24 protein-coding genes are annotated in these 19976 nt (G+C 40.7%); 12 read left to right on the top strand and 12 right to left on the bottom strand.

Annotation, left to right across the window (positions count from 1 at the left end; translation table 11 throughout):
* Positions 1-17 precede the first annotated feature (17 nt).
* From HUJ22_RS04680 to HUJ22_RS04720, 9 genes are all read right to left on the bottom strand, one after another.
* Positions 18-557, bottom strand: coding sequence for a protein kinase (locus tag HUJ22_RS04680; RefSeq protein ID WP_290874607.1), 540 nt, complete (start codon positions 555-557; stop codon positions 18-20).
* Entirely contained in the window at positions 554-1174 is a 621-nt protein-coding gene (locus HUJ22_RS04685; protein WP_290874610.1) for a hypothetical protein, read from the bottom strand. The genes HUJ22_RS04680 and HUJ22_RS04685 overlap by 4 nt, the downstream gene beginning before the upstream one ends.
* A gap of 401 nt (positions 1175-1575) precedes the next feature.
* Positions 1576-1980: a phage tail terminator-like protein gene (locus HUJ22_RS04690; RefSeq protein ID WP_290874613.1), complete on the bottom strand. Its 405-nt coding sequence runs from the start codon at positions 1978-1980 to the stop codon at positions 1576-1578.
* Complete coding sequence (locus HUJ22_RS04695; protein ID WP_290874616.1) at positions 1977-2675, bottom strand: hypothetical protein; 699 nt, start codon at positions 2673-2675, stop codon at positions 1977-1979. The genes HUJ22_RS04690 and HUJ22_RS04695 overlap by 4 nt, the downstream gene beginning before the upstream one ends.
* Positions 2614-3339, bottom strand: a complete 726-nt coding sequence (locus tag HUJ22_RS04700; RefSeq protein WP_290874619.1) for a hypothetical protein — start codon at positions 3337-3339, stop codon at positions 2614-2616. The genes HUJ22_RS04695 and HUJ22_RS04700 overlap by 62 nt, the downstream gene beginning before the upstream one ends.
* Complete coding sequence (locus HUJ22_RS04705) at positions 3339-3626, bottom strand: hypothetical protein (protein ID WP_290874622.1); 288 nt, start codon at positions 3624-3626, stop codon at positions 3339-3341. Before HUJ22_RS04705 ends, HUJ22_RS04700 begins: the two co-directional genes overlap by 1 nt.
* Positions 3627-3706: 80 nt before the next feature.
* Positions 3707-4117, bottom strand: coding sequence for a hypothetical protein (locus HUJ22_RS04710; protein ID WP_290874625.1), 411 nt, complete (start codon positions 4115-4117; stop codon positions 3707-3709).
* A 73-nt stretch (positions 4118-4190) separates the two neighbouring features.
* Positions 4191-4655 carry a JAB domain-containing protein gene (locus HUJ22_RS04715; protein WP_290874628.1) on the bottom strand — a complete coding sequence of 155 codons (465 nt, stop codon included), beginning with the start codon at positions 4653-4655 and terminating at the stop codon, positions 4191-4193.
* A 72-nt stretch (positions 4656-4727) separates the two neighbouring features.
* Complete coding sequence (locus HUJ22_RS04720) at positions 4728-5978, bottom strand: site-specific integrase (protein ID WP_290874631.1); 1251 nt, start codon at positions 5976-5978, stop codon at positions 4728-4730.
* Between the two features lie 346 nt (positions 5979-6324).
* Between HUJ22_RS04720 and HUJ22_RS04725 the strand changes: the two genes are divergently transcribed.
* The 9 genes from HUJ22_RS04725 to crtI all read left to right on the top strand — a co-directional run bounded on the left by HUJ22_RS04725 (position 6325) and on the right by crtI (position 13209).
* Entirely contained in the window at positions 6325-6909 is a 585-nt protein-coding gene (locus HUJ22_RS04725) for a hypothetical protein (protein ID WP_290874634.1), read from the top strand.
* Positions 6910-7027: 118 nt separating this feature from the next.
* Positions 7028-7261: a cold-shock protein gene (locus tag HUJ22_RS04730; protein WP_290874637.1), complete on the top strand. Its 234-nt coding sequence runs from the start codon at positions 7028-7030 to the stop codon at positions 7259-7261.
* 7 nt (positions 7262-7268) lie between these two features.
* Positions 7269-7589: a hypothetical protein gene (locus tag HUJ22_RS04735; RefSeq protein WP_290874641.1), complete on the top strand. Its 321-nt coding sequence runs from the start codon at positions 7269-7271 to the stop codon at positions 7587-7589.
* Positions 7590-7695: 106 nt separating this feature from the next.
* Positions 7696-8250 (top strand): acyloxyacyl hydrolase, encoded by a 555-nt coding sequence (locus HUJ22_RS04740; protein ID WP_290874644.1) that lies wholly within the window; start codon positions 7696-7698, stop codon positions 8248-8250.
* A gap of 6 nt (positions 8251-8256) precedes the next feature.
* Positions 8257-8787 (top strand): peptidylprolyl isomerase, encoded by a 531-nt coding sequence (locus HUJ22_RS04745; RefSeq protein ID WP_290874646.1) that lies wholly within the window; start codon positions 8257-8259, stop codon positions 8785-8787.
* Between the two features lie 110 nt (positions 8788-8897).
* Complete coding sequence (locus HUJ22_RS04750; protein ID WP_290874649.1) at positions 8898-10373, top strand: hypothetical protein; 1476 nt, start codon at positions 8898-8900, stop codon at positions 10371-10373.
* Positions 10374-10499: 126 nt separating this feature from the next.
* On the top strand, positions 10500-11078 hold the full coding sequence (gene msrB, locus HUJ22_RS04755; RefSeq protein WP_290874652.1) for a peptide-methionine (R)-S-oxide reductase MsrB: 579 nt from the start codon (positions 10500-10502) through the stop codon (positions 11076-11078).
* Between the two features lie 84 nt (positions 11079-11162).
* Positions 11163-11693, top strand: a complete 531-nt coding sequence (locus tag HUJ22_RS04760; protein ID WP_290874655.1) for a PH domain-containing protein — start codon at positions 11163-11165, stop codon at positions 11691-11693.
* Positions 11694-11733: 40 nt separating this feature from the next.
* Positions 11734-13209, top strand: coding sequence for an NAD(P)/FAD-dependent oxidoreductase (gene crtI, locus HUJ22_RS04765; protein WP_290874658.1), 1476 nt, complete (start codon positions 11734-11736; stop codon positions 13207-13209).
* A gap of 13 nt (positions 13210-13222) precedes the next feature.
* Here crtI and HUJ22_RS04770 read toward each other — a convergent pair whose 3' ends face one another.
* A complete protein-coding gene (locus HUJ22_RS04770) occupies positions 13223-13768 on the bottom strand; it encodes a metallophosphoesterase family protein (protein ID WP_290874661.1) in 546 nt (181 codons plus the stop codon).
* Between the two features lie 102 nt (positions 13769-13870).
* On the opposite strand from HUJ22_RS04770, the gene HUJ22_RS04775 reads away from it, so the two are divergent.
* Positions 13871-14890 (top strand): glycosyltransferase family 2 protein, encoded by a 1020-nt coding sequence (locus HUJ22_RS04775; protein WP_290874664.1) that lies wholly within the window; start codon positions 13871-13873, stop codon positions 14888-14890.
* Positions 14891-14926: 36 nt separating this feature from the next.
* On the opposite strand, the gene HUJ22_RS04780 is transcribed toward HUJ22_RS04775, so the two are convergent.
* Positions 14927-16888 carry an aconitate hydratase gene (locus HUJ22_RS04780; RefSeq protein WP_290874667.1) on the bottom strand — a complete coding sequence of 654 codons (1962 nt, stop codon included), beginning with the start codon at positions 16886-16888 and terminating at the stop codon, positions 14927-14929.
* Positions 16889-16962: 74 nt separating this feature from the next.
* Between HUJ22_RS04780 and HUJ22_RS04785 the strand changes: the two genes are divergently transcribed.
* Positions 16963-17580, top strand: a complete 618-nt coding sequence (locus HUJ22_RS04785; protein ID WP_290874670.1) for a hypothetical protein — start codon at positions 16963-16965, stop codon at positions 17578-17580.
* Positions 17581-17737: 157 nt separating this feature from the next.
* Complete coding sequence (locus tag HUJ22_RS04790) at positions 17738-18613, top strand: DUF58 domain-containing protein (protein ID WP_290874673.1); 876 nt, start codon at positions 17738-17740, stop codon at positions 18611-18613.
* Here the strand turns inward: HUJ22_RS04790 and HUJ22_RS04795 are convergent.
* On the bottom strand, positions 18610-19923 hold the full coding sequence (locus HUJ22_RS04795; protein ID WP_290874676.1) for a peptidoglycan DD-metalloendopeptidase family protein: 1314 nt from the start codon (positions 19921-19923) through the stop codon (positions 18610-18612). The genes HUJ22_RS04790 and HUJ22_RS04795 overlap by 4 nt on opposite strands.
* Between the last annotated feature and the right edge of the window lie 53 nt (positions 19924-19976).

Here is a 19976-nt window from a genome sequence, read left to right on the forward strand (position 1 = left end):
ATTGGTCTGTGTGTTGGTTAAATGTTCTTAGTTAAAAGTTCTTCTTTTTGGCGGCGCCTTCCATTGCTCCGAAAAACAGAATTTTCAAATAAAGATATTTTCTTCTCTACGAGACTTAATCCTTGTCTCATGTCATCAATGGATTCCATTATCATTGGGCATTCAAAATCTACCAATCGAACCTCTAGTTTTTGGTTTGACAAAAATTGAACGTCGATAGGACAGATTCCTTTACTCAAACAGTGTGTTATACCTTCACAAATATTTAATATTGCATCGGTTATTTCTGAAACATTAAAATTGTGAGGTCGGTAAAGATGCATTTGTAGACTATCTTCGAAAAACTCTGTCACCAAATAAGGCTCTTCTGCTTCTAAATCGTAATCTAAGAGTGTTACAATGTTAGCATGATCGTGAACTAATTTTAATGCCAGAACCTCCTTAGCAATATTTCGTCCTATTTTTATAACCCCTTTCTGATCATCGGATGAGGCTAAATAGCATCGATCATGCTTGAGCGTTTTTTCAACTTTCCATTTGCCGTATTGTTTTTTCATGGCCGTTCGATTGTTTTAATGTAGATTTCACCGCCTACACGCTTACCGCTGTTTTTCTGCTCGTTCACCAAGTTTGTGAACGCCTCAAGAGCTGCCTTCTCATGGTCGCTGTGACTTTGAAGGCTTTCATCAAGTTTACGCCTGAAAACACCGGGTGCGTTCTCCAGATCATCGCAGATGCAGATAGTGTAGTCTATATATGGCCAATGGGTTTTGGGCTCTCTGATGTGAGATTCTCCCCGGTCTTTGGTTAATTCATAGAGCCTGATCCTGCCTTTCTGGTCATACCCGATGATAAACACGCCGTGTGAGACCTCTTTGATCTTACCGCCACCCTGGGCAAACTCATCGTATTTCATTTTGATCAGCTCCTGTATTCCCGGCACGAGTTCTTTCATGTTGCCCGGCGCTTTATTGGCCTCTTCAATGCTTCTGAAAAAGTGATCGAAAATATCCGGCATGTTACCGACTACAAAGGCCAGGTAATTTGGCGCCGGTTTGTACACTTTCCGGAAGTCCGTTTTCCCCAGGTCGTTGCCTTCAAAATCATTGAAATACACTCCATCTGAAAGGCCAATAATCTTATTTTCTGTAACTGTGAATGCTATTGATGACATGTTGGTATGTTTTTTAGTGAGGGGTAAGGGGCTGGTGCGCCGCCGATTAATTGCAAGCCTGAAAGAACTCCCCCTGAGAGTAAACCTGCTGCAAAGGTACCGCCACTTATGACGGTTGCTATGGCAGACCCTAGGATGGTCAAGCCCTGGTTTATAGCTTTTGAAGTATTACCCTCACGGCTACCGGTTCCTTTCGGCGTGATTGCTATATCCACGATGTCATTCGCACCAAGTGGGGTATTCTCATCATGGGACCGGCCGTTGACGAATGTCTTGAAGTGGGAGTGATCTTCCGGGAGTAGGTCTGCAACCGAGCAGCCAGCCGGAATCGTAGCTTGGAAGCGTTGCTGTTTAAAAGGGTGGGGTTTTATGTTGAGTATTGGCATGGTTTCAGTCCATTTTTAATTTGTCGAAAAACACTTATAGTCGATTACTACAGATATCTTGTACCACGGTCCGCTCGTGTTACCTGGCAATAAACGTGACCGCTCGATACGCAGGAAACCACTCAGCACCGTTGTTGGCTTAAAGGCATTTTTGATAGCATCGGCCAAGTCCTCAGCATCATATACACTTTCACCTATCGGGACGAAGTAATCAATTTGGTAGATGCCCACAGCTTCTTTTTCATTATTGGCCGTCATCCGCTCATCACTGGGCAATAATGTTTCCCGAATCCACGGCGTGCCGTCTGTGGGCTCAAAGACTTTGTTCTGCCACGCCTGGTTGTCTTCATCGGGAATGCCCGGAATACTCACAAGCTTGGTTCTGAGAGCTTTTCTGATTTCTTTATTGGAAGTACTCATAATTTCCCTTCAGATTTGTATTTCTGCTCAGTGTTGTAAAGCCTTTCCACGTAATTACCAGCACCCGGGAATGCCTTTAAAAGATCTTTTTTGTTTCCGTAAACCATTTCCAACTTTTCAATCTGATCTTTTACAACCGCCGGGGAAAAGTCAACTAACCCGGCTTTTTTTATTTCCTCATTTTCTTCTTTTCCTCCATCTGAGAGCCTTTGGGGTGCTGCTTGTGGGTAAGCCTGATCTCTGAGCTGATAGAGCCGGGAGCGTACGTCTTGCCTCGTAATCCAACCATTGAAAGCAGTTATCATGGCTTGCTGGTTATTCCCTTTTCGTTCAACCCTGCCTTTGACGCTCTGGCTGGTAAATTCGTTTATGATGATAGGGAATGGGATATCATCAGGCACCAAATTGTTGGTCAAGTAGAAATCGATCCATAGATCATTTAAGTAGCTTCGGGCAACCTGATCATTCTCAGGTAGTTCCCCTATGGCGCCTATTTTTGTATACAGCCTATAAAGCAGATTTGTAGCTTTTTTAGTTGGTATACCTTCGACTTGTCCACCCCGTACCTCTGAATGGTCTATAATAAAATCCTTCGCTTTCCGCCGGGATAGTTCGCTGGGGATTTCTACTGCCTTAATTGCTTGTGGCGAAACCCAGGAGTCGATCTGCTGGTGATTTTCGTTTATTAGTTCCATTAACTTGCTGTTTAGAGTTATTAGTTGCTTTCGGGTAGGAATTCCAGTCGTCCTTCCATGTTTTTGAGTTCAGAAACATGAGTGGATTTTTTCGGAATTGTGGATCTGGCTGATGGGCTTTGTAGATAGGAATGAACTCCTTGATCAGTTCACGATCTTCTTCATTCACCTTTACCCATTTCTTTTCACACTTGGAACGGTCTTTCTTTTTATCATAATCGTCCCAGAAATCGTCAAAATCGTAGATAGTATTCTTATCATTATCTTTATCATTATCTTTATCCTTATAGCTGCGGCTTTGCTCTGGCATTGCTGAAGCATTGCTTGAGCGTTGCTTGGCACTTGCTAAACCACCTTTACGGCCTGCCTCGACACGTTTTTTACGCTTTTCAGAAAGTAAATCGAACTGTTCATCAAGGAATTTGATAGAAATGAAGTCGTCTGAATTTTCCTTAATTATGCCGAGCTTCAGCAGTTCTTCAATCTCTTCTTCAGCATCACTGAAGCGTTTCTTAAGCTTTGCTCGAGTAATGCTACAATCCTGGAACCAGTAGAATGCACAGACTGAAGCGAATACACCTTGTAAGTGATACGATTCAAGACTGATATCATCGTTAAGCCACTCTGATACCGTAAATCGAAAATATGGAAGCTCCTTTGCCATTATCCTGCTGCCTTAACCCGGCGCTCTTCCAGAAACTGATCAACTGCCTTGATGGGATATAATATCCGGCGGCCGTCCTGTACATACTCTATGTTTTCAGCATCCCGGTGGTATTTTTGGGTCCGGTAACACATTCCGGTGAGCTCTTTGAACTCAGCTGTGGTAAGGTAGTCTTTGCGGTTGGCTTGCTTTACAATGGCAGGGGCTTCTGATCGGAACTCTTCTCGCACTATTTGGCGAATGCGATCTTCAAGTTCTCCAAGAGGGGTAACAACTAAATCATTCATGCTTGTGGGGTTGGTTTCAATTAACTACACCCACATAGTAGCCCTTCATTCATGGTAAGCTCAATGGTAGCTACATACCATTAAAGATATTGTTCGTACTCTTTTCTTTGAACCTTAAACGAATTGTAGTTTTTATAAATAGGCTGTCCAGCTTCTTTTTCGGCTATTTTAAGAGCTTCATCATAGTTTTTAATGCCTGGTCTTTTTCTGATATCTTCTACAAGTTTAATTTTTTCTATTGGCGACATCTCATTTTTTGGCTTACGCTTGTTGTCGATCTCAGTACGGATTCTCTCTATTTCGGCATCAATTAATTCTTCAGCATAGCCATGCCAGCTATCCGTTGCAGGGAAGATCCTCTTGATTCCTGCCTTTTTCTTTTGCAGCACCTCAAGTAGCTCATTAGGATCTTCAACTTCCTTTACAAGTCGCTTGGTATCAAAAAAGAGTTTCAACTCAAGGTCAGTTTCTTTAGGTTCTTTCTTACTCATTTTTCCGTATATTTATCTTATTACAAGTAAAAACCCCGGTCATACCTTTGCAGGCAGCCGGGGTTTGTTTTTTTTAAATGTGCCCTTCATCCTTCAATGAGATGAAATCACGGGGCCCCTCGCCATAGAAAATAAGGTGGTCCAGCAATTCAATTCCCATAATCATTCCGGCCTGCTTCAGTCTAAAAGTAATACTTTCATCCGCTTTAGAAATTTCCTTACTCCCTGAAACATGGTTGTGAGCGACAATAAATCTATTAGAATTTGAAAGTATGGCTACCTTAAATATTTGCATAAATTCAACCTGGGCTGAGGTTGAGCTTCCTAAACTGATCAAACTGATATTAGTAGGGTCGTTGCGATTGTTTAAGCACATCAAATAAAATGCTTCTCGGTCTAACCCTCTAAAAAATGGCAGTAGATAGCAGGCTGCGGTTATAACCGATGTAACACTTGTCTCATATGGTTGCACTCGTTCCTTCACTAATTGAGTAGTTACTATTTCAATGCTTTTGATTGGTTCTTTTGTATCTTTCATGTGATTCCTCTTTAGGGATTAAAGAAAGCCTCGGTTATGCTCTCAAGGTATGCCGGGGCTTTCGTGTTTTAGTTAAAATATTTCATCCATCACGTTATCCACTGTTTTCAAGTCCAGTGATTTTAGGTACTGCATAGTCGTTTTTACGCTCTTATGGCCCAATAGCATCATCATCTTATAGGGTGGGATCTCACGGTCATTCACCCCGTATTGAGCAAAGGAGTGCCGGGCCACATGCATACTAATATCTTCATCAATTCCAGCCATTTTTGCAATTTCCTTGAGGCCACTGAGTCGCTTGTCATTATCCTGCCCATTCACAACGGCATTCCAGGTGCTGATCTGCTTCCGGATGGCATCAGGTTGTTTGCGTTGCTCCTTACTTAGCGATGAAAGGAAAGGGAAAATGTATCCGTTATTATCTTCATCCTTGTAACGCTCCAAAATAGCCCGTGCGCCGTCCTTAATCGGAATACTGATGTCAGTGCCCGTTTTATTCATTTGGTATGTGAGGCGCCCATCCCTGACGTTCTCCCAGCGTAATTCAGCTACATCACCGAAGCGCATGCCACAAAAATAGAAACTGAGTAGAAAGGCATTGCGTGCGTGCCAAAGATTAGTGCCGGCCTGGAGTTCCAGCTTCTCAATGGCCGTGATCTGTTCCAGTGAGAGCTTGGTCTTGGTAACATCCTTGTTCTTCTTAGGCATGCTGAACTCTTTGCTTTCAACTGGGTTGCTGGGTATCAGCTTGGCTAAGACTGCCTTGTCCAATATGGCCTTGATAGCAGCAAAGTTCTTTTGAATGGTCGAGGCCTTGTTTCCATACTTACGTTGCAGGTGATCAACCAACCGATTCAGGAAGTCAGGATCGATCAGGTTGAAGGGCAGATGATTGGAGCCGTGGAAGTCCTTCACCTTGTTGATAGCTACCTTGTTCTGCTTCCAGCTGTAAAAGCTCTTATCCTTGATGGCCTTCTGGTATTCATCAGCAAAGACAAAGAAGTTATCCTTGCTGGCATACTCGAGCTTCTTCTTAATAGCATCGGCACTGGCTCGCTTCTCTCTGAACAACACACGGCCAGCCTGTTCAGCATCCGACCTGATAATGTCCAGCTCCTGATTAAGGTGATTTACTTCTTTCTTGTTACGGCTGTAACTTTTCCGGACCTCTTCTTTATCAGGGTTCCAGTCCCTTGGCTTGATCCGGATACCGGTATTCATGTACTTCTTCTTCCGGTCAAGGGTAATCCGTAGATAGACAGGACAAAATCCACGGTTATCAGGACGATCTTCTCTGAGATAGAACTTAAATGTTGCAGGCATTTTCAATAAGGTTTATTACAAGTGTTCCACCAATATAATAATTTGGTAGAACATTGGTAGAACAATATTTACACTTTGCAGTATATCAGTATTAAACCTAGATTGAATAAAACGGCTATTAAAGGCTATTTAATGCGTTTTCGTATATCTTCACTAATACCCCTATTACATACTTAGAGTCCCACCTTTGGTACTTAAAAGCCCTGCAGTAATACTGCAGGGCTTTTTTTATTAATAACACTTTCTTCGGGAACATTTAGCTCGGTTAATATTATAAGTTTATAATAAATCTGTAACATTGAGTACCCCACGCTACTCTTGTTAATAAAAAAAAGAAGGTGCTGAGATGGTCAAATACTTAATTTTCTGTGTTTTTGTAGCTGCAAGCTATATCGTGTATTCAACATTTCCGGTCAATCACGGTCCCGGTAAAATGGCAAAAGAAGAGCCTGTTATAGAACGATTAACATGGCAGGAGCCCTTTACATTTAAAGGTGCGACGTTTACCCCCAAACGTGTTATTGAAGGCGAAGTTCGTGTTTTGAAAAGAAAACGATATTTCTTCGATTCTTTTTCAAAATATTCTCCTGTTGACGCAATGGTAGGCTGGAATGAACTCTCTGACAATCGCAATCTGGATTATATTTTCTACACGCTCGGAGATCGATCTTCTAATTTGGATTTAACCCGCCCGCCGCTCCCGGTACCTAAAATTTATGGGGAAAGTGACTTGTGGCATTTCATTCCTTCCACATCTGAAATCGATACAAAGCTTAAATCACTCCGTAACGGACATATTATTAAGGTTAAAGGGTTGCTCGTAGACATTTCAAATGATTCCGATTTCACCTTTACCACTGAAACGACCTTGACAGAACTTAGCAATAAGGAAGGTTTTGTTATCTGGGTTGAAGACTTTCAAATCCGATAATAATAAATGTAAGTTCTTTGTTGATTGTATTATCGCCAAAAATTATTTTATCGTACTTTCACAAGGAAAATTAGTATTAGTCTTTGTGAGTTAAACGTTAATATAATTCGGGTCTTATATGTCTGACAAACAAAAGGGTACGGTAAAGTGGTTTCATAACACAAAAGGTTATGGTTTTATAAGTACAGATAAAGGTGAAGATGCCTTTGTTCATTATTCTGAAATTCAAGCCGATGGTTTTAAAAAATTAAGACGAGGTGAAGAAGTTGAGTTTTTATTGGATGAAGGGGATAAAGGATTGCACGCAAAAGAAGTGGTTTCACTTAACCCTATAGAAGAGCAGGCAGACTGAATTATAGATGAAATGGCTTAAAGATGCCTATTTGGATGTTGTTATACTGCTGTTTATCGTTTTATTTGCGGTATATACAACTAACGTTCTTGAAGTAATACTGTGGGTATATACTTCTCTCCTGCTGTTAAGTAAAGTGCTTGCTATTTTTATGCCTTCTCTTCAACGAAAAGCAAACAAATCTTCAGCCCCGCCGTTATTTTACCATATTATTTATGCGTTAACCGTAGCAATATTCTTTTATATAGCTAAATACTATTTAGCTGGAGCTTGGTTAATAATTTGGATCATTTCGGTGATTAGCTTTTCTTATATAAAAAAGAAGTGAAAATATAAATCTTTAGCAGTCTATAGTTAAATTGAAGTTTAAAGCAGTATCCAAGTTTTTATTTTTGATGTGTTCTCTTATTCTTATCGGCTCCCAAGGCTCCGAATTGACAGCACAGATACAAACAACCAGTACTTATTCTACACCGGATTATCGTTACTCTGTATGGGGAGGATATTCCGGAAACTCAGTTCGCTTTCTGGGGAAAACCAGGGATTCTCAAACCCAGATTTTTGCCTTCGGTTACCAACATAAAATCCAGCAATACTCTCCGGATAGAATCCTTTGGTACACCATCGATTTCATTCCATACATCCATTTTGATTACCCTAAAAGAGATGAAAACGACCGCAGGGTTGCAAGATCAGGTTTTGGTTTTTCACCAGTTGGATTTTCAATGACCAACAATATCTCCAGGATGTTTTCTCCCTATTTACAAACCTCCGGTGGTATTATTTATATGGAAGATAATTTCCCGACAGATAGAGCACGGAGCTTAAACTTCACTTTCGACATCACATTGGGCAACAGTATTTATCTGAATAATCATGCCTCTTTGTCTTTCGGTTATAAATTTCACCATATTTCAAATGCAGAAACCGGTAAAGAAAACCCCGGACTGGACTCTAACTTTCTTTTCATAACTATTTCTATTCAATAAGTTTCTATGAGCATCAAAGCTAATATCAAAACCTCAAAAGGCACCATTCAAATTCACCTTTTCACAGAAAGAGCACCTAAAACCGTAGCCAATTTTGTTAATCTTGCCTCCCGCGGTTACTTCAATAATATAAGTTTTCATCGCGTTATCAATGATTTCATGATTCAGGGCGGATGCCCTAATGGGGATGGTCGCGGCGGCCCAGGCTATAAGTTTGAAGATGAATTCCATGATGAACTAACCCACGATGAACCGGGTAAAGTCTCGATGGCTAATGCAGGCCCTAATACCAATGGAAGTCAATTTTTCATTACCCACGTTCCAACTCCCTGGCTGGATGGAAAACATACTGTTTTTGGGGAAGTATCGTCAGCCAAAGATCAGGATATTGTGAATTCTATTTCCCAAGGCGACCAAATTGAAACGGTGAATTTAGAAGGGGAATATGAAGAACTACTTCGTAAAATTGATGAAGTACATTACTGGAATGAAACGCTGGATGAACAATTTGAAAACCTGAAACCGGCAGCTATCTGATATTCAGGGATTTATTTCACACTCCTGCAAAAAATAAGCTTAACTTTTTTCTTTTTTGATCGTAGAGGGTTTCGAAAAGCTGAGTATAAAAACCTACACTTTCTATAGCTATGATCAAGCGTATTATACCACTCATTGTTTTTTTAGCAGGAAGTTTTCTTCTTCCAAATTATGCAATTGCTCAAGAATCCGGGGACAATCTTAAATATCGAAAATGGAGAATTACCATCTTCCCTCCTCTCAGTACTAATGGTATTGAAGCTCCAAATTATACTGCAAAATACTCCATAAATATGCTGGCCGGTTATCACGGGGGTTTAGATGGAGGTGAAATAGGCGGTTTGGTTAATTTCACAAAACATTATGCCCACGGTTTTCAATTGGCAGGATTAGGGAATATATCAGGTGGAGATATAGCAGGCGTAAACATAGCCGGGCTGGGAAACATATCAAGGGAAGAAATGGCCGGTATTCAGGTTGCAGGTTTAACCAATATCTCTGGGGATGATCTGGAAGGAATTCAGGTTGCAGGAGCGTTTAATATTGCCGGTGATGAGTCAAGTGGTCTCCAGTTCTCAGGGATTGGCAATGTAGCCAAAGGTGATCTCGAAGGTCTTCAGGGAGCCGGTATCCTAAATGCTGCCTGGGGTGATATCTCAGGATTACAGGCGGCGGGTGTTGCAAACATAGCCAAAGAAGACGTGGAAGGATTACAGGCCGCAGGTATTTTTAATTTTGCAGGAGCCAATATATCAGGGTTACAGGCCTCCGGTGCCGCTAATATTGCATTTGGTGATATTGAAGGTTTAATGGTATCGGGTGGAGTAAATGTGGCTCAAAAAAATGCCAGTGGATTATTAATAGCAGGCGGACTGAACATTGCACAAAACCTGGAAGGAGCTTCTATTTCAGGCGGAGCCAACATCGCCCGCGATTTGAATGGGCTGCAATTCGCCGGTTTACTTAATGCCTCACAAACGGCAACGGGGCTGCAAATTGGCGTTATAAACGTAGCTAAAGAATTCGAAGGAGTTCCCATCGGGATTATCAGCTATTATGGCAATGGGCGTAAAAATATAGATGTCCGCTTCTCCGATGGAGGATTCACAGATATTGGACTTACTTTAGGTACTCATCGCGTATATAACTCAGCATTATTTGGCTACAACACTCTTTTGGACCGTGATGTTTACCGGATCGGACTGGCGGTAGGACTTGAGAAAAATATTCAGGATTCTTTTAAAAACTGGCAGGACGAAACAATGTATGTAAACCAGGAATTTGCCATTACTCATCAGTTTGAAAATGAATGGTCTAATGATTTGAATCTTATCTACTCTTATAAATTCTTATTGGGTAAGCGATTTGCAGATGGATTCTCTATCTATGGAGGGCCTGCTTTTAATGCACAAGTAACGCGCGTAAACGAAGCAGAAGACTATACTTGGTATAGTTTATGGTCACCGAAAAGAAAAGGCCGTAAATATCAATTCTGGGTTGGATTTACTGCAGGAATTCGTCTCTTTAAACAAAAAGCACCTGCACGATTCAGGGACGAATTTGACAATTGGAAACTGGACTGGTAGAATCTAACACTATCAATAACAACTTCCTCCGTCTGGAATTAAAATTATTTTTCTATATCCAAACTAAAGCTGCTTTCGAACTGTTAATTAATTTGTCGATATTATCAAAAACAAACAATTACTGTTATGAAATATGCAGCTTTATTAGGAGTGCTTGCTGTCGCCACCTTTCTTGCCTTTAGTTTCTTTAAAACTGATTCTTCAATTTCTGAAAATCATACCGGCACTGAATTAGCTGGAATTCACAAAACTGAGCGGGATACTCTTCCTGAAAATGAATACCCTTTCCAAAAAACTGACTCGGAATGGAAGGAAATTCTAACTTCGAAAGAGTATCGAATATTACGAGACCGCGGAACTGAACTGCCGTATGTGAACGAATACAATAATAATAAGCGCGAGGGTATTTATGTATGTGCCGGTTGTGGACAAAAACTCTACAGTTCGGAACATAAATATAACAGTGGAACCGGATGGCCAAGCTTCTGGCAGCCTATTGCTGATTCATTGGTAAGTGAACGTGAGGATAACAGATATTTTATGCCGCAAGTTGAAATTGTATGCTCTAATTGCGGAGGACATCTGGGACATGTTTTTTCTGATGGGCCGGAACCTACCGGCCTCCGCTACTGCATGAATTCTGCAGCTATGACATTCATAGAAAAAGAAGACATAACAACTGATGAAGATAATGGCACTATGTAAGTTGTTAATTATTGAAACTATTTGGATAATGAGGCGTCTTAAAACAGATGCCTTTTTTATTATCTCAAATTTTAACAAATCGTTATGAACTCCAAAGCTACTATTCTCCAAAAAGCTGAATTCAATCCAAAAATCAAAACATACATCCTATGGTACGGGGCGTTGATTTGTACTATTACGGTTATTTTGATACCGTTAATCCCCATTTGGCTGCTTATCGCCTCCATTTATTTGAAACGATATTTTGAACGGCTGGAGTGTGAACTGACTACACGATCACTTCGGTTTAAAAAAGGATATATATTCCATACGGAAAGAACGATTCCTTTGGATAAAATCCAGGATCTAACTTTTAAAGAAGGTCCCCTTCTGAAATATTTTGGACTAAGTATTTTAAAAATTGAGACGGCCGGCAATACCGGGCAAGGAAGCTCTGACCTGTCCCTTATTGGAATTATTGATGCTTTTGAATTCCGAAATAAAGTTTTTGAACAACGGGATAAAGTAACGTATAACAGTGGAGCCTCTTCTACAGCAAGCACCGATTCTGTTGCAGAAATACTGAAAGAAATCAGGGATTCAATTAAAAGAATTGAGGAGAAATATTTAGCCTGAAATTTCCTTCTCAAGTAAATCAGTTTTTAAAAATGATCAAATGAATATTTCTGTAATTGGTGCCGGTTTGGGGGGGTTATCTGTCTCCTGCCTGCTCGCAGCCGCCGGGCACGAGGTTGAGGTGTTTGAAAAAAACAGTGGTGTTGGAGGAAAAATGAATCAGCTTGAAGCAAAAGGCTTTCGATTTGATACCGGCCCCAGCCTGCTCACCATGCCCTTTGTATTGGAAAAACTGTTCGCAGAATGTAATACAAAAATGGATGATTATTTGGAACTGGTCTCCCTTGAACCTATTTGCAGATATTTCTATCCGGATGGCATCGTTTTTGATAATTTTGAAGATAAAACGGCTGCTCTTAAAGAAATTGAAGCCATTGCTCCGGAAGATGCAAATGCCTATCGCAACTTCCTTGATTATGCTGAGTCTCTCTACCTAAAAACAGCAGATGCTTTTATTTTCAACCCGCTTTATGGTATCCGGGATTTGAAGGAGGTTGATCTGCTCAGCTTTTTTGGGATTGATGCTTTTACCACCGTTAGCAAAAGGGTTGATCGTGAGTTTCAATCAACTTATTTAAGAAAATTTTTCAAACGGTTCACAACCTATAACGGTTCTTCGCCTTTCCTTGCCCCTGCAACACTGAATGTAATTCCTCATGTTGAAATCAATCAAGGCGGATATTACGTAAAAGGAGGCCTGTTTAAAGTTGCTGAAGCGCTTTATAAACTCGCACAATCACTGGGCATTGAATTTCATTTTGATCAGGAAATAAAGTCCATTCTTGTGGAAGAGAATCGGGCAACAGGTATCCGGCTCAAAAATAACAAAGTCATCCAAACTGATTTGGTCGTCTCCAACAGTGATGCTACCGAAACCATTGCTCATTTACTCCCTGACTCTTATATATCACCCCGTAAAAAAAAGAAAGCCATATCGATCGAGCCTTCCTGCTCCGGCTTTGTATTACTGTTAGGAATTGATAAAAAGTATGAGCAATTGGTACACCATAATGTTTTCTTTTCTGAAGATTATGAACATGAATTTAGCCAGATTTTCAATCATAAAGTAATGCCTGACGATCCGACTATCTACATTGCCAATACTTCTTATACTGATCCCGATCATGCTCCTGAAGGCGGATCCAATCTGTTTATTTTGGTAAACGCTCCCTATTTATCTGATAATTACCTGTGGGAAGAACAGGGAGAGAAATATGGCGACAAAATCATCCAAGAGTTAGAAAAGCGTGGGTTAAATAATTTTTCGGATCATATTCTTTTTAGAAAAAGCATTAACCCTCAAGACTTTTATCAAAAATACCTGTCAAACAAAGGGAGTATTTACGGTACCTCTTCGAATAATAAATTCTCAGCCTTTCTCAGACCACGCAATAAATCCACAAATATTGATAAGCTTTACTTTGTAGGTGGCTCAACTCATCCGGGCGGTGGTATTCCACTTGTTATTCAGTCAGCTTTTAATGCAATGCAGTTAATTAGAAGATATGAAAATTAAAGGGCAAACATTTTTACCTTGATTTACTTGATGCGCGTTGTTTAATCTCCTCTTCAGTATCTTCATCCATATCAAGGTTGATCACTTCAACATTGTGAATTTTCCTTTTATTTATCTCGAACCGGATAATCGTGCGATGAGTTTGGAATCCTTGTTTCCCTGCTGCTCCCGGATTCATATATAGCATCTTATCTAAATCCTGATCTCTGGATATTCTGAGAATGTGAGAATGCCCACAAATAAATAACTCAGGCGGATCATTTTCCAATTCTTCACGAATGGGGATGCAATACCGACCCGGAATCCCGCCTATGTGTGTCATCCATATTCTAAGTCCCTCACGCTCAAACCTTTGATGAAGCGGAAATTCTTGCCGAATATCTTTTCCGTCTATATTTCCATATACGCCAACCACCGGTGCAATTTTCCTAAGCTGATCTGCTATGCTTATACTTCCAAAATCACCGGCATGCCAAATTTCATCGCAGTCTTCAAAATATTCGAAGACCTGAGGATCAAGGTAATTATGCGTATCTGAAATTAGCCCTATTTTGATCATACTTTTTGTATCATCTTATTACTCCAACAAAAGAACAAGCAAATATATTTATAGAACTTGTTCTACTTTATTTATAAACATTCACAAAATTTTATTCATTCGTTGAAAGGCTTCAGCATCATTATCGTTACCTGGAATGCACTTGAGCACCTCAAAAACTTCCTGCCATCTGTAATTTTAACTGATTATCCTGATTTTGAAATCATCATTGCAGATAATGCATCTGATGATGGTTCCAAAGAATGGATAAAATCAACGTATCCTGATATAAAAATTGCTTCCTTTGATAGAAACTACGGCTATTGTGGCGGAAATAATAGGGGTGTTCCCTTTGCTGAAAAAGAAATTTTACTTTTTCTGAATAACGATGTAAAAGTGGAGAAAAACTGGCTGCATGATCTAAACAGGGTTTTTAGTGAGGGTAATGTAGCAGCTGCTCAACCTAAAATGCGTTCTTTTGAGAATCCCGAATTCTTTGAATATGCAGGTGCGGCGGGTGGTTTTATGGACAAATACGGATACACTTTTTGCAGGGGCCGTATTTTTGATAAAGTAGAAAAAGATCATGGTCAATATGATAATCAACCGGACTTATTTTGGGCTTCGGGTGCGGCTTTAGCAATACGTAAAGATCTGTTTATAAAATCCGGCAGATTTGATGAAGACTTTGAGTTTCATATGGAGGAAATTGACCTTTGTTGGCGACTTCAAAACCAGGGATACAAAATTAGTTATGCCCCTCAAAGTGTTGTTTATCACCTGGGTGGTGGTTCCCTGCCGATGGGTTCTCCCCGAAAAGTATACTATAATTTCAGAAACAGCTTATTCATGCTCTGGAAAAACTATTCCGCTTCCAGCCTTCAGAAAAGGTTCATGATTAGACTGTTTTTAGATGTTATTGCGGCATGGAAAGCATTATTAACCGGTAACCCAAAAGAATGGCTTGCTGTGTTTAAGGCACATGTACACTTTTTCTTCAGCTTAGGAAGTATGAACAAAAAACGACGACAACTTCAGAAATTGAGAACTAATCCGGATGATCCTGAAACCATGCTTAACATCTCTGTTATATGGAAATACTTTTTTAAAGGGACAAAAAGTTTTACGGATTTAAAAAACTAAACTTACCTGCCCTTTCTGATTTTAAATTTTACCACTTTAAGAAGCCTTTTTCTTCTTAAAAGTATTAATCACTCCCCCATCTAAAATAGCCTCTCGCTGACGGTCACTGAGGGTGTGCTTCACTTTATATTCATTGCCTTTTGTGACATTGATCAGTTTAGCAGTATTACCACTTTCTATGCTTGCACGAATATTTTCAGTTTTCAAGATATCGCCTTGATCGATATCATCGTAATCCTCATCATTTAAAAATTCAAAAGGTGGAATGCCAAAGTTCACCAGGTTTTGCCATCCAATCCGAGCATAGCTTTTAGCAATCACGGCACGCTGACCTAAATACCGAGGTGCAATAGCTGCATGTTCACGACTGGAGCCCTGTGCATAATTCTCACCGGCTACAACCATGTGTCCGCCGTGTTCTTCTTTAGATTCAATTGCCCGGGAGTGGAAGTTTTTATCAACTACATCCAGCGTAGACTTACTGATCTCCGGGATGTTGCTTCGAAATGGTAACACTTCAGCTCCCGCCCTCAGAATTTCATCAGTTGAAATATCGTCACCCATTTTTAGTAAAACCGGTACTTCAAAATCACTGAGTTCGTTGAAATCCGGCATAGTAGAAATATTCGGCCCTTTCTTAATCTCTCCGCGCTCCTCCATTGGAACCGGTTCTTTCAGCATCTCTGTATTGACAATCGGGCTCTCAAGCTCTTTAAACACCGGATACGTCATATCATACAATTCTTCCAGATCGCGCGGATCGGTAATCTTGCCGGTCAAAGCTGAAGCTGCGGCTGTCTCCGGGCTTACTAAAAACACTGAATCCTCCGGCGTACCTGATCGATCCGGGAAATTACGTGGCACCGTTCGCAGACTATTTTGCCCCGAAGCAGGTGCCTGGCCCATTCCAATACAACCGTTACAACCCGCCTGGTGAATGCGAGCACCTGATTGTACAAGATTAAACATCACATCGTTTTTTACCATGTTCTCGATGATCTGTCGTGATGTTGGGTTTATATCCCAGGACACATTTTCGTGAACCGTTTTCCCCTTCACAATCTCAGAAGCAATCCAAAAATCACGATAACCGGGATTAGCCGAAGATCCAACATAGGCCTGATAGATGGGCTTCCCTTCCACTTCCCTAACCGAAACCACATTACCGGGACTGCTTGGCAGTGCGATTAATGGCTCCACATCATCCAGAATCAGTTCCTCGTATTTATCGTATTCAGCACCTTCATCAGCTACCAGCTCAACAAAATCATCGCCTCTTCCCTGGGAGGTCATAAAACGGCGGACTTCATCATCAGCTGGAAAAACAGTAGTTGTAGCTCCCATTTCTGTACCCATATTGGCGATCACATGGCGATCCATGGTAGATAAGTTTTTCAAACCGTCTCCAAAATATTCAATCACATAACCCTTGGCTCCATCTACATCGTATCGGCGGAGCATTTCAAGAACTATATCCTTTGCACTCACCCAATCCGGCAGATTTCCTTTGAGTTCAACACCTAAAACTTTCGGCATTTTGATGTGCACTGGTTCTCCGGCAATGGCAAAGGCCACATCCAGTCCCCCCGCCCCAAGGGCTAACATTCCCATACAGCCCGATGCAGGTGTATGACTGTCAGATCCGGCAAGTGTCTTCCCGGGAATGGCAAAACGCTCCGTTTCAATTGGATGACTTACTCCATTTCCCGGGCGACTAAACCACATTCCAAACTGTTCGGCAGCAGACTTCAGAAATACATGATCATCCGGGTTTTTAAAATCCGTTTGCAAAAGATTATGATCTACATATTGGCAGGATAATTCGGTTTTGGCGTCATCCAACTCCATAGCTTCCAGCTCCAGCATTACCAAAGTCCCCGTTGCATCCTGAGTAAGGGTTTGATCTATTTTGAGCCCGATCTCCTCACCGGGTGTCATTTCCCCTTCTACCAAATGATCTTTTATCAATTTCTGCGTGACGTTAAGTGGATTACTCATAGTTACGGTGTTGTTTGATATCTGTTTAATTTCTACTATCACAACTCTATAGAAGACCAAATGGTTCAGCAATATTGAATATTGATACAGAACATTATTTAGATAAATCTTTGCCCTACTTCAAGAAGTGGTGGTTTACAATAGTATGTATCCCTTTTTGTTGGGTACTGGCCAATCAGTACTGGATGGCACTAAAATGGGAAATCTCTTTTGCCTGGATGTTTGATTACCCCTTCTTCCTCTCTCCTTTCTTTTTTCTGATCGATAATTTTCTACTGATTGTCCACGAAGCCGGCCATACTTTCCTGGGACTCTTCGGTAATCGTTTCTTGACCATTGCTGGCGGAACTTTACTAGAAATCCTTCTGCCATTTATCATTTTTGCCTTCGGGTGGTGGAACTATCAGCGAATAACAGCACAAATTGGATTACTTTTTACCGCATTTGCCTGGATTGAGTCAGCCGCTTATGCAGCCGACGCAGTGGAAAGAAAGATGCCACTAATCGGAAATCTCCCAAAATCTTCCCATGATTTTTATAACCTATTCATTATGAATGGTATGCTTGATAATTACATGACAATAGCCTGGCTGATGTATTGGATCGGAATTATCACACTGCTGTTGTTCCTGCTTTATCCCCTCATTGAACGAGAGAAATATGAACATGAGAATATCGAGATCGATTTGTAATGAACCAAAAAACAACCCCGAACTCGATCCGACGGGCTTAGAGCCGGCAGACCGAGGCGTAGGTTAAGAGTAACTATTTCTTTATTTTTTTACTTATAGGAGCCAATTTTGAGGAGTTCATTTATTATCTTCATCCGGAACAACAAAAGAAAATGTAATGATCCCAAAGGAAATTCTTAAAAAAATCCGGAAACTTGAAATTCAAACAAAAGGTATTGTCAATACCTTGTTTGGAGGCGAATACCAGTCGGCTTTTAAAGGACGGGGCATGGAATTTTCGGAGGTTCGGGCTTATACCTACGGTGATGACATTCGTCAAATCGACTGGAATGTAACTGCCCGTACCGGCGACCCGTTTATCAAAATATTCGAAGAAGAGCGAGAACAAACACTCATGCTCTGCATCGACATTTCACAAAGCGGCACCTTTGGAAGTCAGAGCCAGAGTAAAATGGATCTGGCTATAGAACTATGTGCAGTGCTTGCATTCAGCGCTATAAAAAATAGCGATAAAGTTGGGCTGGTCCTTTTCAGTGATCATATTGAAAAAGTAGTCCCTCCTAAAAAAGGACGTACGCATGTTTTAAGGCTTATAAGAGAGTTATATACTACTAAGCCAACCGGCACCGGAACTGATATTGCAGATGCCCTGTCTTACATTAACCGGCTTTTAGATCGGCGAGCTATTGTGGTATTGGCCTCAGATTTCCAAGACAACAATTTTGAGAAACAACTCAGAATCACTAATCAAAAGCATGATTTAGTCAGCATCATCATCAATGATGAGCTGGAAGACGAACTACCGCACATTGGCTTGGTTAAAGTTAGGGATGCCGAAACCGGAGCTGAAAAAATGGTTGACACTTCAAGCTCCAAAGTGCGAAAAGCATACAAAATTCGACGGATGGAACAGAAAGCATACATTCATGACAAGATGCTTAAAATGAAGATTGATGCTGTAGAGGTGAAAACGAACAAGTCGTATGTTCAGCCCTTGATGAATTTCTTTAAACGCCGGGGAAGCAGATATTAATTTGAAGAAGCAGAAACAGCCGTGTTAGTACTGATTACTTTTTTGGGTTGCTGGCTTTCAATTTGACTTAACTGATACTTAAGTTTTTCAACTTTTCTTAAGTAATTACTTTTTTCTTCTTCTCCTATAGCTTTGGATGGCGGCAACTTAACTTTTAAAGGATTTACAGGCTGACCGTTTTTATATATTCTATAATCCAAATGTACGCCGGTTACACGTCCCGTCTTTCCTACATATCCGATCACCTGCCCTTGTTTTACCCTTGTCCCGGCCCGAATGCCTTTAGCAAATCCGTTTAAGTGTAGATAAGCGGTTGTATAAGTTCCATTGTGCCGAACCTTAACAATGTTTCCATTTGCCCCTCGATACCGGGCTTCGATAACTTCACCATCCCCTACCGAAAGCACCGGCGTTCCAATCGGTGCGGCATAATCTACTCCATAATGAGGAATTCTGCGCTTTAAAACCGGATGAAAACGGCTGTGTGAAAAATTTGAGCTCACTCGTTGTGAATACCTGAAAGGAGCTTTTAATAGGGCTTTTTGCACACTATTTCCATCACTGTCGAAATATCCGGCACGTTCTTCATTTTCATAATAGAAAGCATCGAAGGTTTCATTTTTATTGGTGAATTCGGCAGCAATTACCCTCCCTATCCCGAACGGGTTCCCGTCAACAAATTGCTCTTCATAAATTACTTTAAACTTATCTCCCGGATATAATCGAAAGAAATCAATTTGCCAGGCGAAAATTTCACTTAAGCTATTGCCAAGCAGGGTATTCTGATTTTGGGCCATCAGCGTCTCATACAAAGAAGATTCAATAACTCCGCTTACTTCCGCCCTTTTGGTCTCAATCTCTTTACGTCCACTGGTTACCTTAACTTCATTTTTCCAATCAAAGACCACATACTCCAAAGCATTGTTGTGTAATATCAGCCGGTGAGCTGAACCATCCTTCTTTCCTTTATAAGCTATATATCGTTGTCCCGGTTTAACACGGTTACTTTGGAATACACCATCAGATTTTTTATTGATTTCATAAATGACTTGAGGCGGGACTTCTAAATCCTGCAAAATAAGATACAGGCTCTCATTACGCTTAACCCTGCCTTCTTCCAGTTCTACATTTATAGTGTTAAATCCATAGGAATCGAGCTGAACATCTTCCTTTATTTCCACCATATTCTCAGCAGAAATTTCAAACTCCGGAGGAGGTTCATTATTTGTTAAATTTAATACTAACACCAAGGTAATAACCGTAAAAGACGTTATTATCCCGAGCCCTAACGTAGATGTAATACTTCTCATCAAAGAAACTGTAGATTTAATAATTCAGAAAATAATAAGAATTAATAGGCTAC

The sequence above is a fragment of the Gracilimonas sp. genome, from assembly GCF_014762685.1.
Classification (GTDB): Bacteria; Bacteroidota; Rhodothermia; order Balneolales; family Balneolaceae; genus Gracilimonas.

Excerpts from the sequence above, each read along its gene's own strand:
- HUJ22_RS04720 (WP_290874631.1), bottom strand. The coding sequence starts at position 5,978 with ATGCCTGCAACATTTAAGTTCTATCTCAGAGAAGATCGTCCTGATAAC.
- crtI (WP_290874658.1), top strand. The coding sequence starts at position 11,734 with ATGAATATTTCTGTAATTGGTGCCGGTTTGGGGGGGTTATCTGTCTCC.
- HUJ22_RS04680 (WP_290874607.1), bottom strand. The coding sequence starts at position 557 with ATGAAAAAACAATACGGCAAATGGAAAGTTGAAAAAACGCTCAAGCAT.
- HUJ22_RS04760 (WP_290874655.1), top strand. The coding sequence starts at position 11,163 with ATGAACTCCAAAGCTACTATTCTCCAAAAAGCTGAATTCAATCCAAAA.
- msrB (WP_290874652.1), top strand. The coding sequence starts at position 10,500 with ATGAAATATGCAGCTTTATTAGGAGTGCTTGCTGTCGCCACCTTTCTT.
- HUJ22_RS04695 (WP_290874616.1), bottom strand. The coding sequence starts at position 2,675 with ATGGAACTAATAAACGAAAATCACCAGCAGATCGACTCCTGGGTTTCG.
- HUJ22_RS04705 (WP_290874622.1), bottom strand. The coding sequence starts at position 3,626 with ATGAATGATTTAGTTGTTACCCCTCTTGGAGAACTTGAAGATCGCATT.
- HUJ22_RS04735 (WP_290874641.1), top strand. The coding sequence starts at position 7,269 with ATGAAATGGCTTAAAGATGCCTATTTGGATGTTGTTATACTGCTGTTT.
- HUJ22_RS04745 (WP_290874646.1), top strand. The coding sequence starts at position 8,257 with ATGAGCATCAAAGCTAATATCAAAACCTCAAAAGGCACCATTCAAATT.
- HUJ22_RS04710 (WP_290874625.1), bottom strand. The coding sequence starts at position 4,117 with ATGAGTAAGAAAGAACCTAAAGAAACTGACCTTGAGTTGAAACTCTTT.
- HUJ22_RS04750 (WP_290874649.1), top strand. The coding sequence starts at position 8,898 with ATGATCAAGCGTATTATACCACTCATTGTTTTTTTAGCAGGAAGTTTT.
- HUJ22_RS04770 (WP_290874661.1), bottom strand. The coding sequence starts at position 13,768 with ATGATCAAAATAGGGCTAATTTCAGATACGCATAATTACCTTGATCCT.
- HUJ22_RS04725 (WP_290874634.1), top strand. The coding sequence starts at position 6,325 with ATGGTCAAATACTTAATTTTCTGTGTTTTTGTAGCTGCAAGCTATATC.
- HUJ22_RS04780 (WP_290874667.1), bottom strand. The coding sequence starts at position 16,888 with ATGAGTAATCCACTTAACGTCACGCAGAAATTGATAAAAGATCATTTG.
- HUJ22_RS04730 (WP_290874637.1), top strand. The coding sequence starts at position 7,028 with ATGTCTGACAAACAAAAGGGTACGGTAAAGTGGTTTCATAACACAAAA.
- HUJ22_RS04690 (WP_290874613.1), bottom strand. The coding sequence starts at position 1,980 with ATGAGTACTTCCAATAAAGAAATCAGAAAAGCTCTCAGAACCAAGCTT.
- HUJ22_RS04795 (WP_290874676.1), bottom strand. The coding sequence starts at position 19,923 with ATGAGAAGTATTACATCTACGTTAGGGCTCGGGATAATAACGTCTTTT.
- HUJ22_RS04685 (WP_290874610.1), bottom strand. The coding sequence starts at position 1,174 with ATGTCATCAATAGCATTCACAGTTACAGAAAATAAGATTATTGGCCTT.
- HUJ22_RS04790 (WP_290874673.1), top strand. The coding sequence starts at position 17,738 with ATGATCCCAAAGGAAATTCTTAAAAAAATCCGGAAACTTGAAATTCAA.
- HUJ22_RS04715 (WP_290874628.1), bottom strand. The coding sequence starts at position 4,655 with ATGAAAGATACAAAAGAACCAATCAAAAGCATTGAAATAGTAACTACT.
- HUJ22_RS04700 (WP_290874619.1), bottom strand. The coding sequence starts at position 3,339 with ATGGCAAAGGAGCTTCCATATTTTCGATTTACGGTATCAGAGTGGCTT.